This window comes from Microtetraspora sp. NBRC 13810, from assembly GCF_030268685.1.
Lineage (GTDB): Bacteria > Actinomycetota > Actinomycetes > Streptosporangiales > Streptosporangiaceae > BSRQ01.
In genome coordinates this window covers 236411-253317 of sequence record NZ_BSRQ01000008.1, presented here as the reverse complement: position 1 = coordinate 253317, position 16907 = coordinate 236411, and the positions used below count along the sequence as shown (strand labels likewise).

The following is a 16907-nucleotide window of genomic DNA, read 5'->3' as shown; positions in this document are numbered from 1 at the left end:
AATGGCGCCCCGCCCACACGGAGGTCTCCATGACCGTCATGGTGCCGTCAAAGACGCCGGCGACCACATCCGCACCACCGTCACCGTCCCGTCCGGCCGAGCCGGCTCCCCCGCCCCGATCCGAGCCCTTCCCCCCGAGTCCCGGCCGCAGAGCCCTGGACGCCGCGCTCTACCAGCTCGACCGAGCCGCCGACCATCTCCGCCTCGACGACGGGCTGCGCGCGATGCTCGCCACACCCCGCCGTTCGCTGACCGTCTCGGTGCCGGTGCGCCGCGAGGACGGGCGGATGGAGGTCGTGCACGGATACCGCGTCCAGCACAACGTCTCCCGCGGCCCGGCCAAGGGCGGCATCCGCTTTCATCCCGGTACCGACCTGCACGAGGTCACCGCCCTCGCGATGCTGATGACCTGGAAGTGCGCACTGGTCGGCATCCCGTACGGCGGCGCCAAGGGCGGCGTGGCCGTCGACCCGGGCGCGATGACCAGCCGCGAGCTGGAACGCGTCACCCGCCGCTACGTCAACGAGATCCTGCCGATCATCGGTCCTGAGAAGGACATCCCGGCGCCCGACGTGGGCACCGACGAGCAGACGATGGCCTGGATCATGGACACCTACTCGGTGAACACCGGCTATTCGGTGCCCGGCGTGGTCACCGGCAAGCCGACGACGCTCGGCGGGTCGCTCGGCCGGGCCGGGGCCACCGCGCGCGGCGTGCAGATCGCCGCGCTGACCGCGCTCGGCCGCGATCCCGAGGGCGTGACCGTGGCGGTCCAGGGGTTCGGCAAGGTGGGCGCGCTGACCGCGCTGTACCTCGCCGAGTCGGGCTGCCGGGTGGTCGCGATCTCCGACGCCACCGGCGCCGTCACCCGCGCCTCGGGCCTGGACGTCGCCGCCCTGCGCGCGCACGTCGCCGAGACCGGCGGCGTGTACGGCTTCCGCGACGCGGATCCGCTCGGCCACGGCGAGCTGCTCGAGCTCGACGTGGACCTGCTCGTCCCGGCCGCGCTGGAAGGCGTGATCACGGCGGGCAACGCGCCCCGGGTCCGGGCCCGGCTGGTCGTGGAGGGCGCCAACGGCCCGGTGACGCCGGAGGCCGACGAGGTGCTCGCCGACGCGGGCGTCACGGTCGTGCCGGACATCCTGGCCAACGCGGGCGGGGTCATCGTGTCCTACCTGGAGTGGGTGCAGAACATGCAGGCCTACGCGTGGGGCGAGCTGGAGGTGGAGCTGAAGCTCAGGGAGCTGATGGAGCAGGCGTTCGGCGAGGTGCGCGCGCACGCCGCCGGGCACGGCCGCACCCTGCGCGAGGCCGCGCACGCGATCGGCGTCGAGCGCGTCGCCCAGGCACACCAGGTGCGCGGCCTGTACCCCTGAGCCCGCGGACCGCACGCGGGACCGGACCGCGCTTCTCGACCCTGAGCCCGCGAACCGCGCGGGATCTCTGAGCCCGCGAACCGCGCGGGCGGGAGCGGGCCGCTCAGGCGGCGGCCCGCTCCCCGAACCCGAGCGGCTGACCGCCACGACCTCGTGACCGAGCCCGGCCAGCTGCCGCACCATCTCGGATCCGACCTGACCGGCTCCGACGACGACGTGCTTCCCCATGATGCCCTCCGTGACTGGCGTTCCCTTACGAGAGCAATGCTCTCCCAAGGACGCGACACCGTCAAGAGCACTGCTCTCTATTTTTTGCGGTGCTCTGATAGAGTTGCGTCATGAACGCCAGCCGTACGGCACGAGAACGAGTCCGCGCGGAGCTGACCCGCGAGATCACCGACATCGCCCGCCGGCACCTCGCCACCGACGGCGCCCCCGGCCTGTCGCTCCGGGCGGTGGCCAGGGAGATGGGGATGGTGTCCTCCGCCATCTACCGATATTTCCCCAGTCGTGATGACCTGCTCACCGCCTTGATCATCGATGGGTACAACGCCCTCGGCGAGGCCGTGGAGCAGGCCGACGCGGGGTGCCCGCGCGCCGACCACGCCGGCAGATGGCGCGCGGTCTGCCGGGCCGTGCGGGAGTGGGCGCTCGCCCATCCGCACGAGTACGCACTGCTCTACGGCTCGCCGGTGCCGGGCTACCAGGCCCCGCAGGACACGATCGGCCCGGCGATGCGCGACACCCTGGTCTACGGCCGGATCATCGCCGAGGCGCACGAGGCCGGCGTGCTGGACCCGCCCGCCGTGTTCCCGCCGCCGCCCGCGTCCTTCGCCGAGGACGCCGTGCGGCTGCGCGCGGTCATCCCCGGCGTGCCGGACGACGTGATCGCCCGCGCCGTGATGGCGTGGACCGGGCTCTTCGGCATGGTCAACTTCGAGCTCTTCGGCCAGTTCAACAACGCGATCCTCGACCCGGCCACGCTCTTCGACCACAACATGACCGCCCTGGGCCGCGTCCTCGGACTGCCCTGAGCCTCACCGGTGGCCGCCGGTCGGACACCCGGCTCTCCGGCGGAGCCCTGACGGAGACGGTACGGCCCCGGCCGGTGCAGCGGGTCTCGACCCGGAACGTCATGCCCTTCCACGACGCAGCGGGCCGCCCGCGTGGGCGGCCCGCGGGTGTGACGTCAGCGGGAGGCGCGGTTGACCGCGGAGACGAGGGCCTTGAGCGCGGCGGTGGTGGTGTTGGCGTCGATGCCGGCACCCCACAGGACCTGCCCGTTCACCTCGCACTCGACGTAGGACGCGGCCTTGGCGTCGGTGCCCGAGCTCAGCGCGTGCTCGGAGTAGTCCAGGACCCGCACGCCGACGCCGACGCGGCTCAGCGCGTCGCAGAAGGCCGAGATCGGGCCGCTGCCGATGCCCTCGACCTCACGGATCTCGCCGTCCACCCGGAGGTCGGCGTCGATCTTGTGCTTGTCGTCGACGGTGCTGGCGTTGCGGTGGGCCAGCAGGCCGAGGCGGCCCCACCGGTGGCTCGGGTTCGGCAGGTACTCGTCGGTGAAGATGTCCCACATCTTGGCCGGGGAGATCTCGCCGCCCTGGGCGTCGGTGCGGGCCTGCACCACCCGGGAGAACTCGATCTGCAACCGGCGCGGCAGGTCGAGGTTGTGGTCGGCCTTCATGATGTACGCCACGCCGCCCTTGCCCGACTGGCTGTTCACCCGGATCACGGCCTCGTAGGTGCGGCCGACGTCCTTGGGGTCGATCGGCAGGTAGGGCACCCCCCAGTGGAACCCGTCCACCGGCACGCCCGCCTGCTCCGCGTCGCGCTCCAGCCACTCGAAGCCCTTCTTGATGGCGTCCTGATGGGAGCCGGAGAAGGCGGTGTAGACGAGCTCGCCGCCGTAGGGGTGGCGGGGGTGGACCGGGAGCTGGTTGCAGTATTCGACGACGCGGCGGATCTCGTCGATGTCGGAGAAGTCGATCTGCGGGTCGATGCCCTGGGAGAACAGGTTGAGTCCCAGCGTCACCAGGCACACGTTGCCGGTGCGCTCGCCGTTGCCGAACAGGCAGCCCTCGATGCGGTCGGCGCCCGCCATGTAGCCCAGCTCGGCGGCGGCCACGGCGGTGCCGCGGTCGTTGTGCGGGTGCAGCGACAGCACGATCGAGTCGCGGTAGGCCAGGTTGCGGTGCATCCACTCGATCTGGTCGGCGTAGACGTTCGGCGTGGCCATCTCGACGGTGGCCGGCAGGTTGATGATCACCTTGTGGTCCGGAGTGGGCTGCCACACGTCGTTGACCGCGTTGCACACCTCCACCGCGTAGTCCAGCTCGGTACCGGTGAAGGACTCCGGCGAGTACTGGAAGAAGATCGTCGTGTCGTCCATGTCGTCGGCGAGCTTCTTGCACAGCTTGGCGCCTTCGACGGCGATCGCGGTGATGCCCTCGCGGTCCTGGCCGAAGACCACCCGGCGCTGCAACGTGGAGGTGGAGTTGTAGAGGTGGACGATCGCCTGCCTGGCCCCGCGCACCGACTCGAAGGTGCGCTCGATCAGCTCGGGCCTGGCCTGGGTCAGGACCTGGATCACCACGTCGTCGGGGACGCGGTCCTCCTCGATGATCTGGCGGATGAAGTCGAAGTCGGTCTGCGAGGCGGCCGGGAAGCCCACCTCGATCTCCTTGTAGCCCATGTTCACCAGCAGCTCGAACATCTTCAGCTTGCGGTGCGGGTCCATCGGGTCGATCAGCGCCTGGTTGCCGTCGCGCAGGTCCACCGCGCACCACCGGGGCGCCTCGGCGATCACCTTGTCCGGCCAGCTGCGGTCGGTCAGCTTGACCGGCTCGAACGGCTGGTAACGGCCGAAGGGCATCGCGCTGGGCCGTTGCTGAGGGTACGTGCTCACGGGATTGGCTCCTCGTCGGTCTTTCGGGAAGGGCCGACGCGCATGGCTCGCTCCGCGGCGAGGGAGCCGGCCTTACAGGCCCCCGCCGCGGCACCTAAGAAGCAGACCGCGCAGCATGCTCCTCAACGTAGCAGACGGGTATACGTCTGCGTCGCCGGGTTCTCGCATCACGAGACGGAACCGTCCGCCGTGCGGGCGCGCCCTCATGGCGGCTCCGCCCACGTGTCTCGCGCCCCTGAACGGTCATAACGGCCATATCTGCCATGTCACGTTAGAGTGCGAAGGAATATCACAGAGGGGGATGACATGAAGGACGACGAGATCCTGTCCCGGATCGGGGAGCTGATCGACGAGGAGCACACCCTGCGCCGGCGGCTGGCCGCGGGCGAGCTGTCCTCCGACGTGGAGAACGAGCGGATCGCCACCCTGGAGCGGGCCCTGGACCGGTGCTGGGACCTGCTGCGCCGGCGGCGGGCCCGCAGGGAGTACGGGGAGAACCCGGACGAGGCCGCGGCCCGCCCGGCCGACGAGGTGGAGACCTACCAGCAGTGAGCCGGGCGGGGGTTCCGGTCAGCCGGCGGGTCAGCCGGCGGGCCTGCCCGCGCAGCGCGGATCCTCCTGCGGCGGCAGCGGATGCGGGGCCAGCCAGGAGAGCATGCTCCACTCGACGTACCAGTGGTGCAGGTGGACGCCGGAGCGGGGCACCGCGCCGGGATCCGGGCAGAGGACCCGGGAGATCATCTGGTCGTTCCTGATGAACCGGACCGCGCCCGCCCGGTCCAGCATCGTGGCCATCTGCTCGTCCCCGGTGATCAGGTTGCCCACCACCACCTCCGCGGGCCGGTCGCCGCCGGGCTCGGCGGCCACCTCCACCGCGATCATCGGCAGGATCGGGGCGCGCAGCACGACGACCCCGGCGACCAGCGGCAGCAGCGCGAGAAGCAGCCAGGCCAGGCCCTCGGTGATCGGCCGGGCGAACACCGGCGGCACCGGCCCGGTCAGGAACGGCGCCAGACCCGGCGGGGCCGCGAAGAGCACCAGCGTCGCCGTGTCCCCCGTCGCCGCGGCCTGCCGGATCGCGGGCCACACGACCACGTAGGCGAGCACGGCGACCGCCACCGGCAGCACCAGGCAGAAGAACCTGATCAGGGCCGCGCGGTCGGGCTGCCGCTCCCGGACGGTCAGCCCGACGACGGCCAGGGTGAGCATGACCAGGGTGGGCAGGAACCGGAGCTGCCAGCCGAGCGTCCCGAGGACCACGGCGATCGCCACCACCCAGTCGGGCACCCGGTCGGCCGACCTGACCAGCCAGGAGTGCCGCAGGGTGCTGAGCCGGTAGAGCGGGCCGAGCAGCCGGCCGACCAGCACGACGGCGGGCAGCGCCCACATCGTGGTCAGCAGGACCACGCTGAGCATGCCCAGCGGGCTGACGTGCTGGGCGAGCAGCAGCAGGGTCTGGGTGTCCTGGCGGCTCGCGTACCACAGGCGCAGGATGAGCAGGCCGAGCGGGAAGGCCGGCAGCAGGGTGAGGATCCACTCCTGGTTCCGCCGGGACGGCTCGACCTGGATCGCCACCGCCTTCTCGTCCACCTCCGCCGCCCGCTCCCCCACCTCAGCAGCCATCGGCGGCCAGACCACGCTCCCACGGCCAGGTGCGCACCTCCGGCGCGGGAACACAGGGCTGATCGCTCTGGGCCACGTTCACTCCCGGGTTGGTCTTGAGCAACGGCAGGATGTTGTCCCGGTAGGCGTCCTCCCAGCGGCGGTCCTCCGGGTCGGCGTAGGAGCGGTAGAGCGCGAGGTCCACCAGCGTCTGCAGCGCCTTGTTCGTGCCCGCGTTGACCGCCCACATCTCGGTCGTCTCCAGGCCGATGTCGTGGTGCCGGAACCTGCCGCCGGAGGCGGCGACGAACCCGGCCATGATCGCGGAGTCGGTCGAGACCGCGTCGTAGTCGTCCTCGTCCAGTCCGGTGAAGCACTCGCTGATCCGGTTGACCCCGGTGACCACCGCGCCCGCCTTCGCCGCCTCGCTCTCGGAGGTCGAGGTGCCGAGCGTGCAGACCCGCTCGCCCCTGAGCTGGCTCAGCGAGGAGACCGTCCGGTGGTCGGCCAGGGTCACCACCGACTGCTCGGTGTTGAGGTAGGGCCGGGAGAACCCGACCGCCGGGTCGTCCAGCCGCCGCGGGGTGATGCTGAACGTGGCGATGACCAGATCGACGTGCACGAACGTGTTGTCGGCGCCCATCGCCTGCATGCGCGCCCTGTCCTCGGTCTCGATGGGCAGGAACTCGATCTGGTTCTCCCGGAAACCCAGCTCGGCGGCGACGAGCTTGGCGATCTCGATGTCGAACCCGGTGTACGCGCCGGTGGCCGGGTCGCGCCTGGCGATCCCCGGCGTGTCGTCCTTCACGCCGACGCGCAGCCGGTCCTTGCCGATCAGCCGCGCCTGCTCGCGGAGCTCGGCCTCGGTGGGCGGGCCGGTGGCGAACACGATCCAGCCGCCGGTCATCAGCACGACGACGATCGCGAGGACCCAGCCGTACAGCCTGATCCAGTCGCCGCGCCGGCCGCGGTCCGGCGCATGCCAGGGCCGGAGGAAAAGCGGCGGCGGAGGTGGAGGAGGAGGGGGCGGGGACTCCGGGGGCTCCGGGGGCGGAGTTGGAGAATTGTTGGCTATTTTCCCCAATTGAAACTTTTTCACAATGGCATCAGCCCTCAATACTCAGAAGTCCCCGGAGGTTATGGTAATTCCGGAGAAATCCTTACAATCCCCCGATCCCGCTGATGCCATTCTCACCCATGCCGGGGGTTCCCGGCCCTCGGATTATGCCGAGAGCCGGGCGGCTCGGACCGCGTCATGCCGAGAGCCGGGCGGCTCGGACCGCGGTCGTGCCGGGAGCCGGGCGGCTCAGACCGCGAGCAGCCGGTGTACCTCCGGCGCGTTCAGCTCGGCCGCCTCCCCGGAGCGGACGACCCGTCCCGCGTCCAGGATGAGGAACCGGTCGGCCAGGCGCAGCGCCAGGTCGAGGTACTGCTCCACGAGCAGCACCGCGAGCCCCGAGGCGTGCAACCGTTCGATCGCCTCCTCGATCTCCAGGATGATGGACGGCTGGATGCCCTCGGTCGGCTCGTCCAGGATCAGCAGCCGGGGCCGGGTGACCAGGGCGCGGGCGATGGCGAGCTGCTGCTGCTGACCGCCGGACAGGAAGCCGGCCCGGCGCTTGAGCAGCGGCTTCAGCTTCGGGAAGGCGTCCAGCGCGGCCTCCAGCGCCGCCGGGTCGCGGTGCGGGGACGCCTCCAGCGTGACCTGGAGGTTGCCCAGCACGCTGAGCTGGGGAAAGGTGTCGTGCCCCTGCGGGACGTAGGCCATGCCGAGCCGCACCCGCTCGTGCGGCTTCAGCCGGGTGACGTCCCTGCCGTCGAAGGTCACCGAGCCGCCGGTGGCCGGCAGCACGCCCATGACGGTGTCCAGCAGGGTGGTCTTCCCGACGCCGTTGCGGCCCATCACGCAGACGAGCTGTCCCGCCGCCACCTCCAGCGACACGCCGAACAGGACACGGGCGCCGCCGTACCCCGCCTCCAAGCCCTCAACCGACAACATCCTTGGCCTCCCGTCGAGCCCTGCCCAGATAGACCTCCTGCACCCGGGGGTCCGCGCGGATCTCCGCCACCGAGCCCTCGGTCAGCACCCGTCCCTCGTGCAGGACGGTCACCTGGGAGGCGTACCGGCGCAGGAAGTCCATGTCGTGCTCGACCACGATCACCGTGTGGTCCCTGGCGATCTCGGTGAGCAGTTCCCCGGTGCGGGAGCGCTCCTCCAGCGACATGCCCGCCACCGGCTCGTCGAGCAGCAGCAGCCGGGGCCGCTGGGCGAGCAGCATGCCGATCTCCAGCCACTGCCGCTGGCCGTGCGAGAGCACCCGGGCCGGGCGCTCGGCCAGCTCCGCCAGGCCGGTGGTGGCGAGCGCCTCCGCGACCGCCTCGGAGATCCCGCGCCTGCGCCGCGCCAACGACCACAGCGGGCGGCGGAAGGAGGCGGCCAGGTCGAGGTTCTCCGCGACGGTCAGCTCCCCGAAGACGACCGACGTCTGGAAGGTACGGCCGACGCCGAGCCGGACGATCTCGTGCTCCCTGCGCCCCACGAGATCCTGCTCACCGAACCTCACCGTCCCGGCGGCCGGCCGGGTCAGCCCGGTGATGACGTCGATGAGGGTGGTCTTGCCCGCCCCGTTGGGGCCGATGAGGAAGCGCAGCTCCCCCTGCTCGACGGTGAGGTCCACGCCGTCGATCGCCGTGAAGCCGTCGAAGACCACGGACAACCCGCGCACGCTCAGCAGGGCGCTCACCGGGCCACCTCCTTCCGCCTGCGCAGCAGGCCCAGGAGACCCTTCGGAGCCAGGGTCATGACGAGGATGAACAGCGCGCCCTGGAGGTAGAGCCAGCCGCCGGCGAACTGCTCACTGAAGATCGTCTTGGCGTATCCCATGACGACCGCGCCCAGCACCGCGCCGGCGAGGGCGTACCTGCCGCCCACCGCGACCGCGACGACGAGTTCGAGCGAGGGCACGACGCCCAGCAGGGCCGGGGAGATGATGCCGACCACGGGCACGAAGAACGCCCCGGCCAGGCCGGCCATGCCCGCCGAGATCGCGAAGGTGACCGTCTTGACGGTGGCCGGGTCGTAGCCGAGGAAGCGCACCCGGTCCTCGCCGTCCCGCACCGCGACCAGCAGCCGCCCGAAGCGGGAGTTCACCAGTTGCCGCGTGCCCAGGTAGAGCAGGCCGAGCACGACCACGACCGCCAGGTAGAGGCCGCGCTGGGTGGAGTCCAGGGCGAGGTCCTGACCGAAGAGCTCGAAGAAGTTGGTGAGCCCGTTGGTGCCGCCGGTCAGGCCCTGCTGGCCGATCAGCAGGATCACGAAGGCCGCGGCCAGCGCCTGGGTGAGGATCGCGAAGTACGCCCCGCGCACCCGCTGCCGGAACACCAGCGTGCCCAGCACCAGCGCGAGCGCGACCGGTCCGACCACCACCATCGCGAGCGCGAAGAACGGGTTGGCGAAGGGCGTCCACAGGGCGGGGAGCGTCTCCACCCCGCTCCACACCATGAAGTCGGGCAGGCCGCCCTGGGCCTCGGTGAGTTTGAGGTACATGCCCATCGCGTAGCCGCCGAGCCCGAAGAACACGCCCTGGCCGAGGACGAGCATGCCGCCCTGTCCCCAGGCGAGGGCGATGCCGAGCGCGACGATCGCGTAGACGAGGTACTTGGCGAGGAGGCCCAGCCGGAACGGCTCCAGCAGCAGCGGGGCGACCACGAGGGCGAGCACGGCGACCGCGGCGAAGACCGCCGGGCCGCGCAGCCGGGTCCGCCAGGACGGCCGCTCCGGCGGCATCCGTACCGGGTCCGGGACCTCGGTGACGACGCTCATGTCGGTTCCGCTCATGTCAGCGCCCTCGACCGGACCACGAACAGGCCCTGCGGGCGGAACTGCAGGAAGGCGACGATCACCCCGAAGACGATGACCTTCGCCAGGCTGGCGTCACTCCAGAACTCCGCGTAGGAGTTGAGCAGGCCGAGGGCCGCCGCCGCGATCACCGCGCCGCGCAGCTGGCCGAGGCCGCCGGCCACGACCACCAGGAACGCGTCCACGATGTAGTAGGTGCCGAGCGCCGGGCCCACCGGGCCGATCAGGGTCAGCGCCACGCCCGCGACGCCGGCGAGCCCGGAGCCGATGAAGAACGTGCGCATGTCCACCCGGCCGGTGTCGATGCCGCTGGTCGCGGCCAGCCTGCGGTTCTGCATCACCGCCTGCATCCGCCGCCCCTGTCCGCTGCGGTTCATGTACGCCCAGATCGCGACCACGCTGCCGATCGCGAGGGCCAGGATGAACATCCGGTTGTAGGGCATGATGCCGATCCCGCCCTGGAGCCAGCCGGGGGCCTGCACCTGCACGTTGGGCGCCCCGAACAGGTCGCGGGCGAGCTGCTGGAGCACCAGGCTGACGCCCCAGGTGAGCAGCAGCGTGTCCAGCGGCCTGCCGTAGAAGTGCCGGATCGCGGTCCGCTCCAGGATCAGCCCCATCAGGCCGGCGACGGCGAAGGCGACCGGCAGCGCCACCAGCACCGCCTGCCCGCCCGCCCAGCCCTGGAGCAGGTAGGCCGTGTACGCGCCGGCCATGATGAACTCACCGTGCGCCATGTTGATCACGCCCATCTGGCCGAACGTGAACGTCAGGCCGAGGGCGATGAGCAGCAGCACGGCGCCTATCGACAGCCCGATCGGAAGTTGGTTGACAATGGCCTCCACCGGCGTCCTTCCTGTTCGCTTCCGTGGTGGCGTCCGTCTGGTCCCGGGGCGGGCCGCGCGCCGCGTGTGGGTCGCGTCACGGTGCTGTCCGTGATCGGTCGCGGCCCGGCCCCGGAACCGGTCGGGGGGTGGGACTACCGCGTCACCCGGCCGCCAGGCTCGCGGCCCACGGGTAGCCCTTGAGGTAGGGATCGGGTTTGATCGGCTCGCCGGAGTTCCAGACCTCCTTGATCAGCCCGTCCGGCTGGACGACGCCGATGCGGGCCGTCTTGTACATGTGCTGGTTCTCGCCGTCGATGGTGACGAGGCCCTCCGGGCGTTCCAGGGCGACGCCGCCGGCCGCCTTCCTGACCGCCTCGACCTCGGTGGTGCCCGCCTTCTTGACCGCCTCCGCCCACAGGTAGACCGCGTTGTACCCGGCCTCCATCGGGTCGGAGGTCACCTTGTCGGCGCCGTACTTCGCCTTGAACGCGGACACGAACTTGCTGTTCGCCGGCGTGTCGGTGGTCTGGTAGTAGTTCCACGCGACGAGATGGCCGGCGATGTTGTCCACGCCGATGCCCTTGACCTCCTCCTCGGCCACGCTGACCGACATGGTGGGCATGCTCTCCGCGGTGACGCCGGCGCTCTTGAGCTGCTTGAAGAAGGCGACGTTGCTGTCACCGTTGAGGGTGTTGAACACCGCGTCCGGCTTCGCCTGGACGACCTTGTTCACCAGGGTGCTGTACTCGGTGTGGCCGAGCGGGGTGTACTCCTCCCCCAGGATCTCCATCCCGTTGGCCGCCGCGTACGCCTTGATCACCTTGTTCGCGGTGCGCGGGAAGACGTAGTCGCTGCCGACCAGGAAGATCCGCTTCTTGCCCTGCTCCTTCAGGTAGTCCAGGCCGGGCACGATCTGCTGGTTGGTGGTGGCGCCGGTGTAGAAGATGTACGGCGAGCTCTCCAGGCCCTCGTACTGCACCGGGTACCACAGGAGCGCCTTGCGGCGTTCGAAGACGGGGAGCATCGCCTTGCGGCTGGCCGACGTCCAGCCGCCGAAGACGGTGGCGACCTTGTCCTGGGCGATGAGCTTGGTGGCCTTCTCGGCGAAGGTGGGCCAGTCGGAGGCGCCGTCCTCGACCACCGGCACCAGTTGCTTGCCGAGAACCCCGCCGGCGGCGTTGATCTCCTCGATGGCGAGCAGTTCCGCGTCCCGCACGGTGACCTCGCTGATGGCCATCGTGCCGCTGAGGGAGTGCAGGACGCCGACCTTGATGCCGTCCGCGCCGGCGGCGTCCCCCTGCGAGGAGGAGTCCGCGCCGCAGGCTCCGAGGGCGACGGCGAGCGCGACTACGGGTAGAGTTAATCGCCAGGCTGAATTGCGCAACTAACGTGCCTCCTTGCAGTTTCGGCCCCCGCACGAGCTGTCTGCCGCAAAGGTGACGTCGTGAGGTTTCCCGACGGAGTCGCAGCCGTTAATTGGCTTTTGCCGAATTCTCACCCTTGCCACACAACCTGGCCTGACAGGTGTCCGAACGGCCTTCCCAACCCGGAAACACTTTCGACATGGCGTGGCAACGTCCGGGAAACAGCCGGTTCTTAGGGTCCGGCCATGCGGCTCACCCCACACGAGCAGGAACGCCTGCTCATCCACGTCGCCGCCGGCGTCGCCCGCGACCGCCAGGCCCGGGGACTCCGGCTCAACCATCCCGAGGCCACCGCGATCATCGCGTCCTTCCTCATGGAGGGCGCCAGGGACGGGCGCACCGTCGCCGAACTGATGGATGCCGGGCGCAAGGTGCTCACCAGGGACGAGGTGATGGACGGCGTGCCGGAGATGCTGGAGTCCGTGCAGATCGAGGCCACCTTCCCGGACGGCACCAAGCTGGTCACCGTGCACAGGCCGATCGCATGATCCCCGGGGAGATCGTGCACGGCGAGGGAGACATCCGGATCAACCCGGGCCGGGAGCGGGTGACCGTACGGGTGACCAACACCGCCGACCGGCCGATCCAGGTCGGCTCGCACTACCATTTCGCCGCCGCCAACCCGGGGCTGGCCTTCGACCGGCAGGCCGCCTGGGGGCTGCGGCTCGACGTGCCCGCGGGCACCGCGATCCGGTTCGAGCCCGGCGTCGAGCGTGACGTCACGCTGGTGCCGATCGCCGGGCGCCGCGTCGTCCCCGGGCTGCGCCCCGAGTGGGCCGGCCCCCTGGACGGAGACTCCGATGCCTGAGATCAGCAGATCCCGCTACGCCGCGCTCTACGGCCCCACCACCGGCGACCGGATCCGGCTGGCGGACACCGACCTGTTCGTCGAGGTCACCGAGGACCTCGCCATGGGCCCGGCCGGGGCGGGCGACGAGGCCGTCTTCGGCGGCGGCAAGGTGATCAGGGAGTCGATGGGCCAGGCCCGCGCGACCCGCGCCGAGGGGGCGCCCGACCTGGTCATCACCGGCGCGGTCATCCTGGACCACTGGGGCGTGGTCAAGGCCGACGTCGGGGTGCGGGACGGCCGGATCTCCGCGATCGGCAAGGCCGGCAACCCGGACACGATGGACGGCGTCCACCCGGACCTGGTGATCGGCCCGTCCACCGAGATCCTCGCCGGGAACGGCAAGATCCTCACCGCCGGCGCGATCGACTCGCACGTGCACCTGATCGCCCCGCAGATCCTGGACGAGGCGCTGGCCGCCGGCGTCACCACGATCATCGGCGGCGGCACCGGCCCGGCCGAAGGCACCAAGGCGACCACGGTGACCGGCACCTGGTACCTCGCCCGCATGCTGGAGTCGCTGGACGCCTGGCCGGTCAACGTGGCGCTGCTCGGCAAGGGCAACACGGTCAGCGGCGAGGGACTGATGGAGCAGCTCCGCGCCGGGGCGTCCGGCTTCAAGCTGCACGAGGACTGGGGCACCACGCCGTCGGCGATCGACGCCTGCCTGACCGTGGCCGACGCCACCGGCGTGCAGGTCGCGATCCACACCGACACGCTGAACGAGGCGGGTTTCGTGGAGTCCACGCTCGCCGCGATCGGCGAGCGGATGATCCACGCCTACCACACCGAGGGCGCGGGCGGCGGCCACGCGCCGGACATCATCCGGGTCGCCTCGCACGCGAACGTGCTGCCCTCCTCCACCAACCCGACCCGGCCGCACACGGTCAACACCCTGGACGAGCACCTCGACATGCTGATGGTCTGCCACCATCTCAGCCCGTCGATCCCGGAGGACCTCGCGTTCGCCGAGTCCCGGATCAGGCCCTCGACGATGGCGGCCGAGGACGTGCTGCACGACCTGGGCGCGATCTCGATGATCGGCTCCGACTCGCAGGCGATGGGCCGGGTGGGCGAGACGATCATCCGCACCTGGCAGACGGCGCACGTGATGAAGCGCCGCAGGGGCGCGCTGCCCGGCGACGGCCCGGCCGACAACCTCCGCGCCCGCCGCTATGTCGCGAAATATACGATCTGCCCGGCGGTGGCGCACGGGCTCGACGGCGAGGTGGGCTCGGTCGAGACCGGCAAGCTGGCCGACCTGGTGCTCTGGGAGCCCGCGTTCTTCGGGGTGAAGCCGCACCTCGTGGTGAAGGGCGGGGTGATCGCCTACGCCCAGATGGGTGACGCGAACGCCTCCATCCCGACCCCGCAGCCGGTGCTGCCCCGTCCCATGTTCGGCGCCTCGCCGGTCACCGCCGCGGCCACGTCGGTGCACTTCGTCGCGCCGGTCGCGGTGGAGGACGGCCTCGCCGACCGGCTCGCCGTACGCCGCCGGCTGGTGCCCGTCCTGGACGTGCGCCGCCGGGGCAAGGAGTCCATGCCGCTGAACGACGCCCTGCCCCGGATCGAGGTGGCGCCGGACACCTTCGAGGTGCGTGTCGACGGGGAACTGATCGAGCCGGAACCCGCCGAGTCGCTGCCCATGGCCCAGCGCTACTTCCTGTTCTGACCATGAACGCGTCGCTGCTCCTTCTCGCCGACTCCCGGCTCCCGGCCGGGGGGCACGCCCACTCCGGCGGCGCCGAGCGCGCCGTCGCGACCGGCGCCGTGCGCGACGAGCACGACCTCGCCGCCTTCCTGCACGGCCGCCTCACCACCACCGGCCGCGTCGCCGCCTCCCTCGCCGCCGCCTCCTGCGCCCTCGCCACCACCCTCCTGCCCGACGCGACCCCGGCGGGTGGACCGGCGTCCGGCGGGGGTGAGGCGGGCTGGACGGCGCTGGACGCCGAGGCGGACGCGCGTACGGCGTCGCCGGCCCAGCGCGCGGCGGCGCGGACCCAGGGCCGACTGCTGCTGCGGGTGGCGCGGCGGATCTGGCCCTCACCGGTGCTGGACGGCCTCGCCCTGGCCGTGCCCAGCCCGCACCACCCCGTCGCCCTCGGCGCGGTGGCCGCGGTGGCCGGATGCCCGCCGCGCGACGCCGCCCTGGCCGCCGCCTACCACTCGGTCACCGGCCCGGCCACCGCCGCGGTACGGCTCCTCGGCCTGGACCCGGTGGCCGTCCACCGCCTGCTCGCCACCCTGTCCGACACGCTCGACGCCATCGCCGGCACGGCGGCGGCCTCTCCCCACCCCGACCCCACCCCGCCGGAGGGCTCCCCGTCCGAGGCGCCGGACGTGTGGGCCGCGTTGCCCGCGCACGCCGCGCCGGCCCTGGACCTGCTCGCCGAACAGCACGTGCGCGCCACGACGAGGCTCTTCGTCTCCTGACACCTCGTACCCCACCGGAAAGGACGGCAGCGACATGGGCACCGACCACGCCGATCACCACCACGCCCCCGACGGCCACGGCCGGGCCCTGCGGCTCGGCATCGGCGGCCCCGTGGGCAGCGGCAAGACCGCCCTGGTAGCGGCGCTGTGCCGTACCCTCGGGCCGTCGATGCGCCTCGGCGTCGTGACCAACGACATCTACACCACCGAGGACGCCGACTTCCTGCGCAGGGCGGGGGTGCTCGATCCCGCGCGCATCGTCGCCGTGGAGACGGGCTGCTGCCCGCACACCGCGATCCGCGACGACATCGCGGCCAACATCGACGCCGTGGAGACCCTGGAGGAGCGGTTCGGGCCGCTGGACCTGGTGATCGTGGAGAGCGGGGGCGACAACCTCACGGCGACCTTCAGCCGCGGCCTGGCGGACAAGCAGATCTTCGTGCTGGACGTGTCGGGCGGGGACAAGGTGCCGCGCAAGGGCGGTCCGGGGGTGACCTCGGCCGATCTGCTGGTGGTCAACAAGACCGACCTCGCCCCGATGGTCGGCGCGGACCTGACGGTGATGTCCCGCGACGCGGCGGCGGTCCGCGACGGCAAGCCGGTCCTGTTCACCTCCATCAGGGAGGACCGGGGCGCGCACACGGTCGCCGACTGGGTCACCGGCATGGTCCACGACTGGCGGCACGTGCACGCCACCCCGGAAACCCCGCACGCCACCCTGCACCCATGACCACACCCCCACCGCCCGCCACCCCGCGAGCCGCCCACCCCCCGGCCACCCCCGGACCGGCGACGACGCCCCCGGACACCCACCGGACGGCGCTCCCGCACAGCGCCGCCGTCCACCTGGCGACGGCTCCGCAGCCCTCGGATGCCCGCCGGGGGGCGGTCGCGCGGGGGCCCGGGGGCAGGCGGGCGATGACGGCGCACGCGGCCATCGCCGCCGAGATGGGAGGGCGGGGGCGCGTCGTGCTGTCCACCCTGCGCTCGGCCCCGCCCCTGACCCTGCGTCAGACCGGGCCGGAACGGGTGCACCTGGTCGCCACGGCGGCGGGCCCGCTGGGCGGCGACCGGCTCCGGCTGGACGTGCGGGTCGGGCCGGGCGCCCGGCTGGAGGTGGCGTCGGTGGCGAGCACGCTGGTCCTGCCCGGCCGGGGCGAGTCGGTCATGGTCGTCGAGGCGCACGTCGAGGCGGGCGGGCGCCTCGTCTTCACCCCCGAGCCGACCGTGCTGGCCGCCGGCTGCCGGCACCGCATGGTGGTACGGCTCACGCTGGCGGCCGGCGCCTCGGCGGTGTGGCGGGAGGAGATCGTCTTCGGCAGGTACGGCGAGGCGCCGGGACGCTGCCACTCCCGCTTCGACGCCGTCCACGACGGCCGCCCGCTGCTCCGCCAGGAGTTCGTCGTGGGCGACCCGGCGGTGGACGGGAGTCCGGCCGTCTACGGCGACGCCCGTTGCGTGGGCAGCGTCCTGTTCGCCGGTGACGAGCCGCGCCCGCTTGCGGCGGAGGTCGGCGAGGGCCGCGCCGTACTCCCCCTCGCCGGTCCGGGCACCCTCGTCTCCGCCCTCGCCCCCGACGCCGTACGACTACGCGAACGCCTCGCCCTGCCCGCCCCGGACGGCCCGTAGGGGCC

The 16907-nt window shown here is 71.9% G+C and carries 17 protein-coding genes; 9 read left to right on the top strand and 8 right to left on the bottom strand.

What is annotated here, in order from left to right:
• Nucleotides 1–29: 29 nt before the first annotated feature.
• Both QSK26_RS18455 and QSK26_RS18450 read left to right on the top strand, forming a co-directional pair.
• Entirely contained in the window at nt 30–1376 is a 1347-nt protein-coding gene (locus QSK26_RS18455; protein ID WP_285776401.1) for a Glu/Leu/Phe/Val family dehydrogenase, read from the top strand.
• Between the two features lie 338 nt (nt 1377–1714).
• Nucleotides 1715–2410 carry a TetR/AcrR family transcriptional regulator gene (locus QSK26_RS18450; protein WP_285776400.1) on the top strand — a complete coding sequence of 232 codons (696 nt, stop codon included), beginning with the start codon at nt 1715–1717 and terminating at the stop codon, nt 2408–2410.
• Nucleotides 2411–2565: 155 nt separating this feature from the next.
• Here the strand turns inward: QSK26_RS18450 and leuA are convergent, their stop codons facing one another.
• Nucleotides 2566–4251, bottom strand: a complete 1686-nt coding sequence (gene leuA, locus QSK26_RS18445; RefSeq protein ID WP_285776514.1) for a 2-isopropylmalate synthase — start codon at nt 4249–4251, stop codon at nt 2566–2568.
• A 339-nt stretch (nt 4252–4590) separates the two neighbouring features.
• Between leuA and QSK26_RS18440 the strand changes: the two genes are divergently transcribed.
• Nucleotides 4591–4836: a DUF2630 family protein gene (locus tag QSK26_RS18440; RefSeq protein WP_285776399.1), complete on the top strand. Its 246-nt coding sequence runs from the start codon at nt 4591–4593 to the stop codon at nt 4834–4836.
• Between the two features lie 30 nt (nt 4837–4866).
• Here the strand turns inward: QSK26_RS18440 and QSK26_RS18435 are convergent, their stop codons facing one another.
• The 7 genes from QSK26_RS18435 to urtA form a co-directional block, all read right to left on the bottom strand.
• Complete coding sequence (locus QSK26_RS18435; protein WP_285776398.1) at nt 4867–5907, bottom strand: hypothetical protein; 1041 nt, start codon at nt 5905–5907, stop codon at nt 4867–4869.
• Entirely contained in the window at nt 5897–6793 is an 897-nt protein-coding gene (locus tag QSK26_RS18430; protein ID WP_285776397.1) for a transporter substrate-binding domain-containing protein, read from the bottom strand. The genes QSK26_RS18435 and QSK26_RS18430 overlap by 11 nt, the downstream gene beginning before the upstream one ends.
• Nucleotides 6794–7192: 399 nt before the next feature.
• Nucleotides 7193–7885 (bottom strand): urea ABC transporter ATP-binding subunit UrtE, encoded by a 693-nt coding sequence (urtE, locus tag QSK26_RS18425; protein WP_285776396.1) that lies wholly within the window; start codon nt 7883–7885, stop codon nt 7193–7195.
• The gene (gene urtD, locus QSK26_RS18420) at nt 7872–8630 is read right to left on the bottom strand and encodes an urea ABC transporter ATP-binding protein UrtD (RefSeq protein WP_285776395.1); all 759 of its coding nucleotides are present in this window, start codon (nt 8628–8630) and stop codon (nt 7872–7874) included. The genes urtE and urtD overlap by 14 nt, the downstream gene beginning before the upstream one ends.
• Complete coding sequence (gene urtC, locus QSK26_RS18415; protein WP_502888719.1) at nt 8627–9724, bottom strand: urea ABC transporter permease subunit UrtC; 1098 nt, start codon at nt 9722–9724, stop codon at nt 8627–8629. The genes urtD and urtC overlap by 4 nt, the downstream gene beginning before the upstream one ends.
• Nucleotides 9721–10587, bottom strand: a complete 867-nt coding sequence (gene urtB, locus QSK26_RS18410) for an urea ABC transporter permease subunit UrtB (protein WP_285776394.1) — start codon at nt 10585–10587, stop codon at nt 9721–9723. The genes urtC and urtB overlap by 4 nt, the downstream gene beginning before the upstream one ends.
• 142 nt (nt 10588–10729) lie before the next feature.
• Nucleotides 10730–11953, bottom strand: a complete 1224-nt coding sequence (urtA, locus tag QSK26_RS18405) for an urea ABC transporter substrate-binding protein (RefSeq protein WP_285776393.1) — start codon at nt 11951–11953, stop codon at nt 10730–10732.
• A 225-nt stretch (nt 11954–12178) separates the two neighbouring features.
• Here urtA and QSK26_RS18400 point away from each other — a divergent pair, with 225 nt between their 5' ends.
• The 6 genes from QSK26_RS18400 to QSK26_RS18375 are packed head-to-tail and all read left to right on the top strand — an operon-like array spanning nt 12179 to nt 16902.
• Nucleotides 12179–12481, top strand: a complete 303-nt coding sequence (locus QSK26_RS18400; RefSeq protein WP_285776392.1) for an urease subunit gamma — start codon at nt 12179–12181, stop codon at nt 12479–12481.
• Nucleotides 12478–12801, top strand: coding sequence for an urease subunit beta (locus QSK26_RS18395; protein ID WP_285776391.1), 324 nt, complete (start codon nt 12478–12480; stop codon nt 12799–12801). The genes QSK26_RS18400 and QSK26_RS18395 overlap by 4 nt, the downstream gene beginning before the upstream one ends.
• Complete coding sequence (locus QSK26_RS18390; RefSeq protein ID WP_285776390.1) at nt 12794–14512, top strand: urease subunit alpha; 1719 nt, start codon at nt 12794–12796, stop codon at nt 14510–14512. Before QSK26_RS18395 ends, QSK26_RS18390 begins: the two co-directional genes overlap by 8 nt.
• Nucleotides 14513–14514: 2 nt before the next feature.
• Nucleotides 14515–15273 carry an urease accessory protein UreF gene (locus QSK26_RS18385; RefSeq protein ID WP_285776389.1) on the top strand — a complete coding sequence of 253 codons (759 nt, stop codon included), beginning with the start codon at nt 14515–14517 and terminating at the stop codon, nt 15271–15273.
• Nucleotides 15274–15307: 34 nt separating this feature from the next.
• Complete coding sequence (gene ureG / locus QSK26_RS18380; protein WP_285776388.1) at nt 15308–16003, top strand: urease accessory protein UreG; 696 nt, start codon at nt 15308–15310, stop codon at nt 16001–16003.
• Nucleotides 16000–16902: an urease accessory protein UreD gene (locus QSK26_RS18375; RefSeq protein ID WP_285776387.1), complete on the top strand. Its 903-nt coding sequence runs from the start codon at nt 16000–16002 to the stop codon at nt 16900–16902. Before ureG ends, QSK26_RS18375 begins: the two co-directional genes overlap by 4 nt.
• Nucleotides 16903–16907 lie beyond the last annotated feature (5 nt).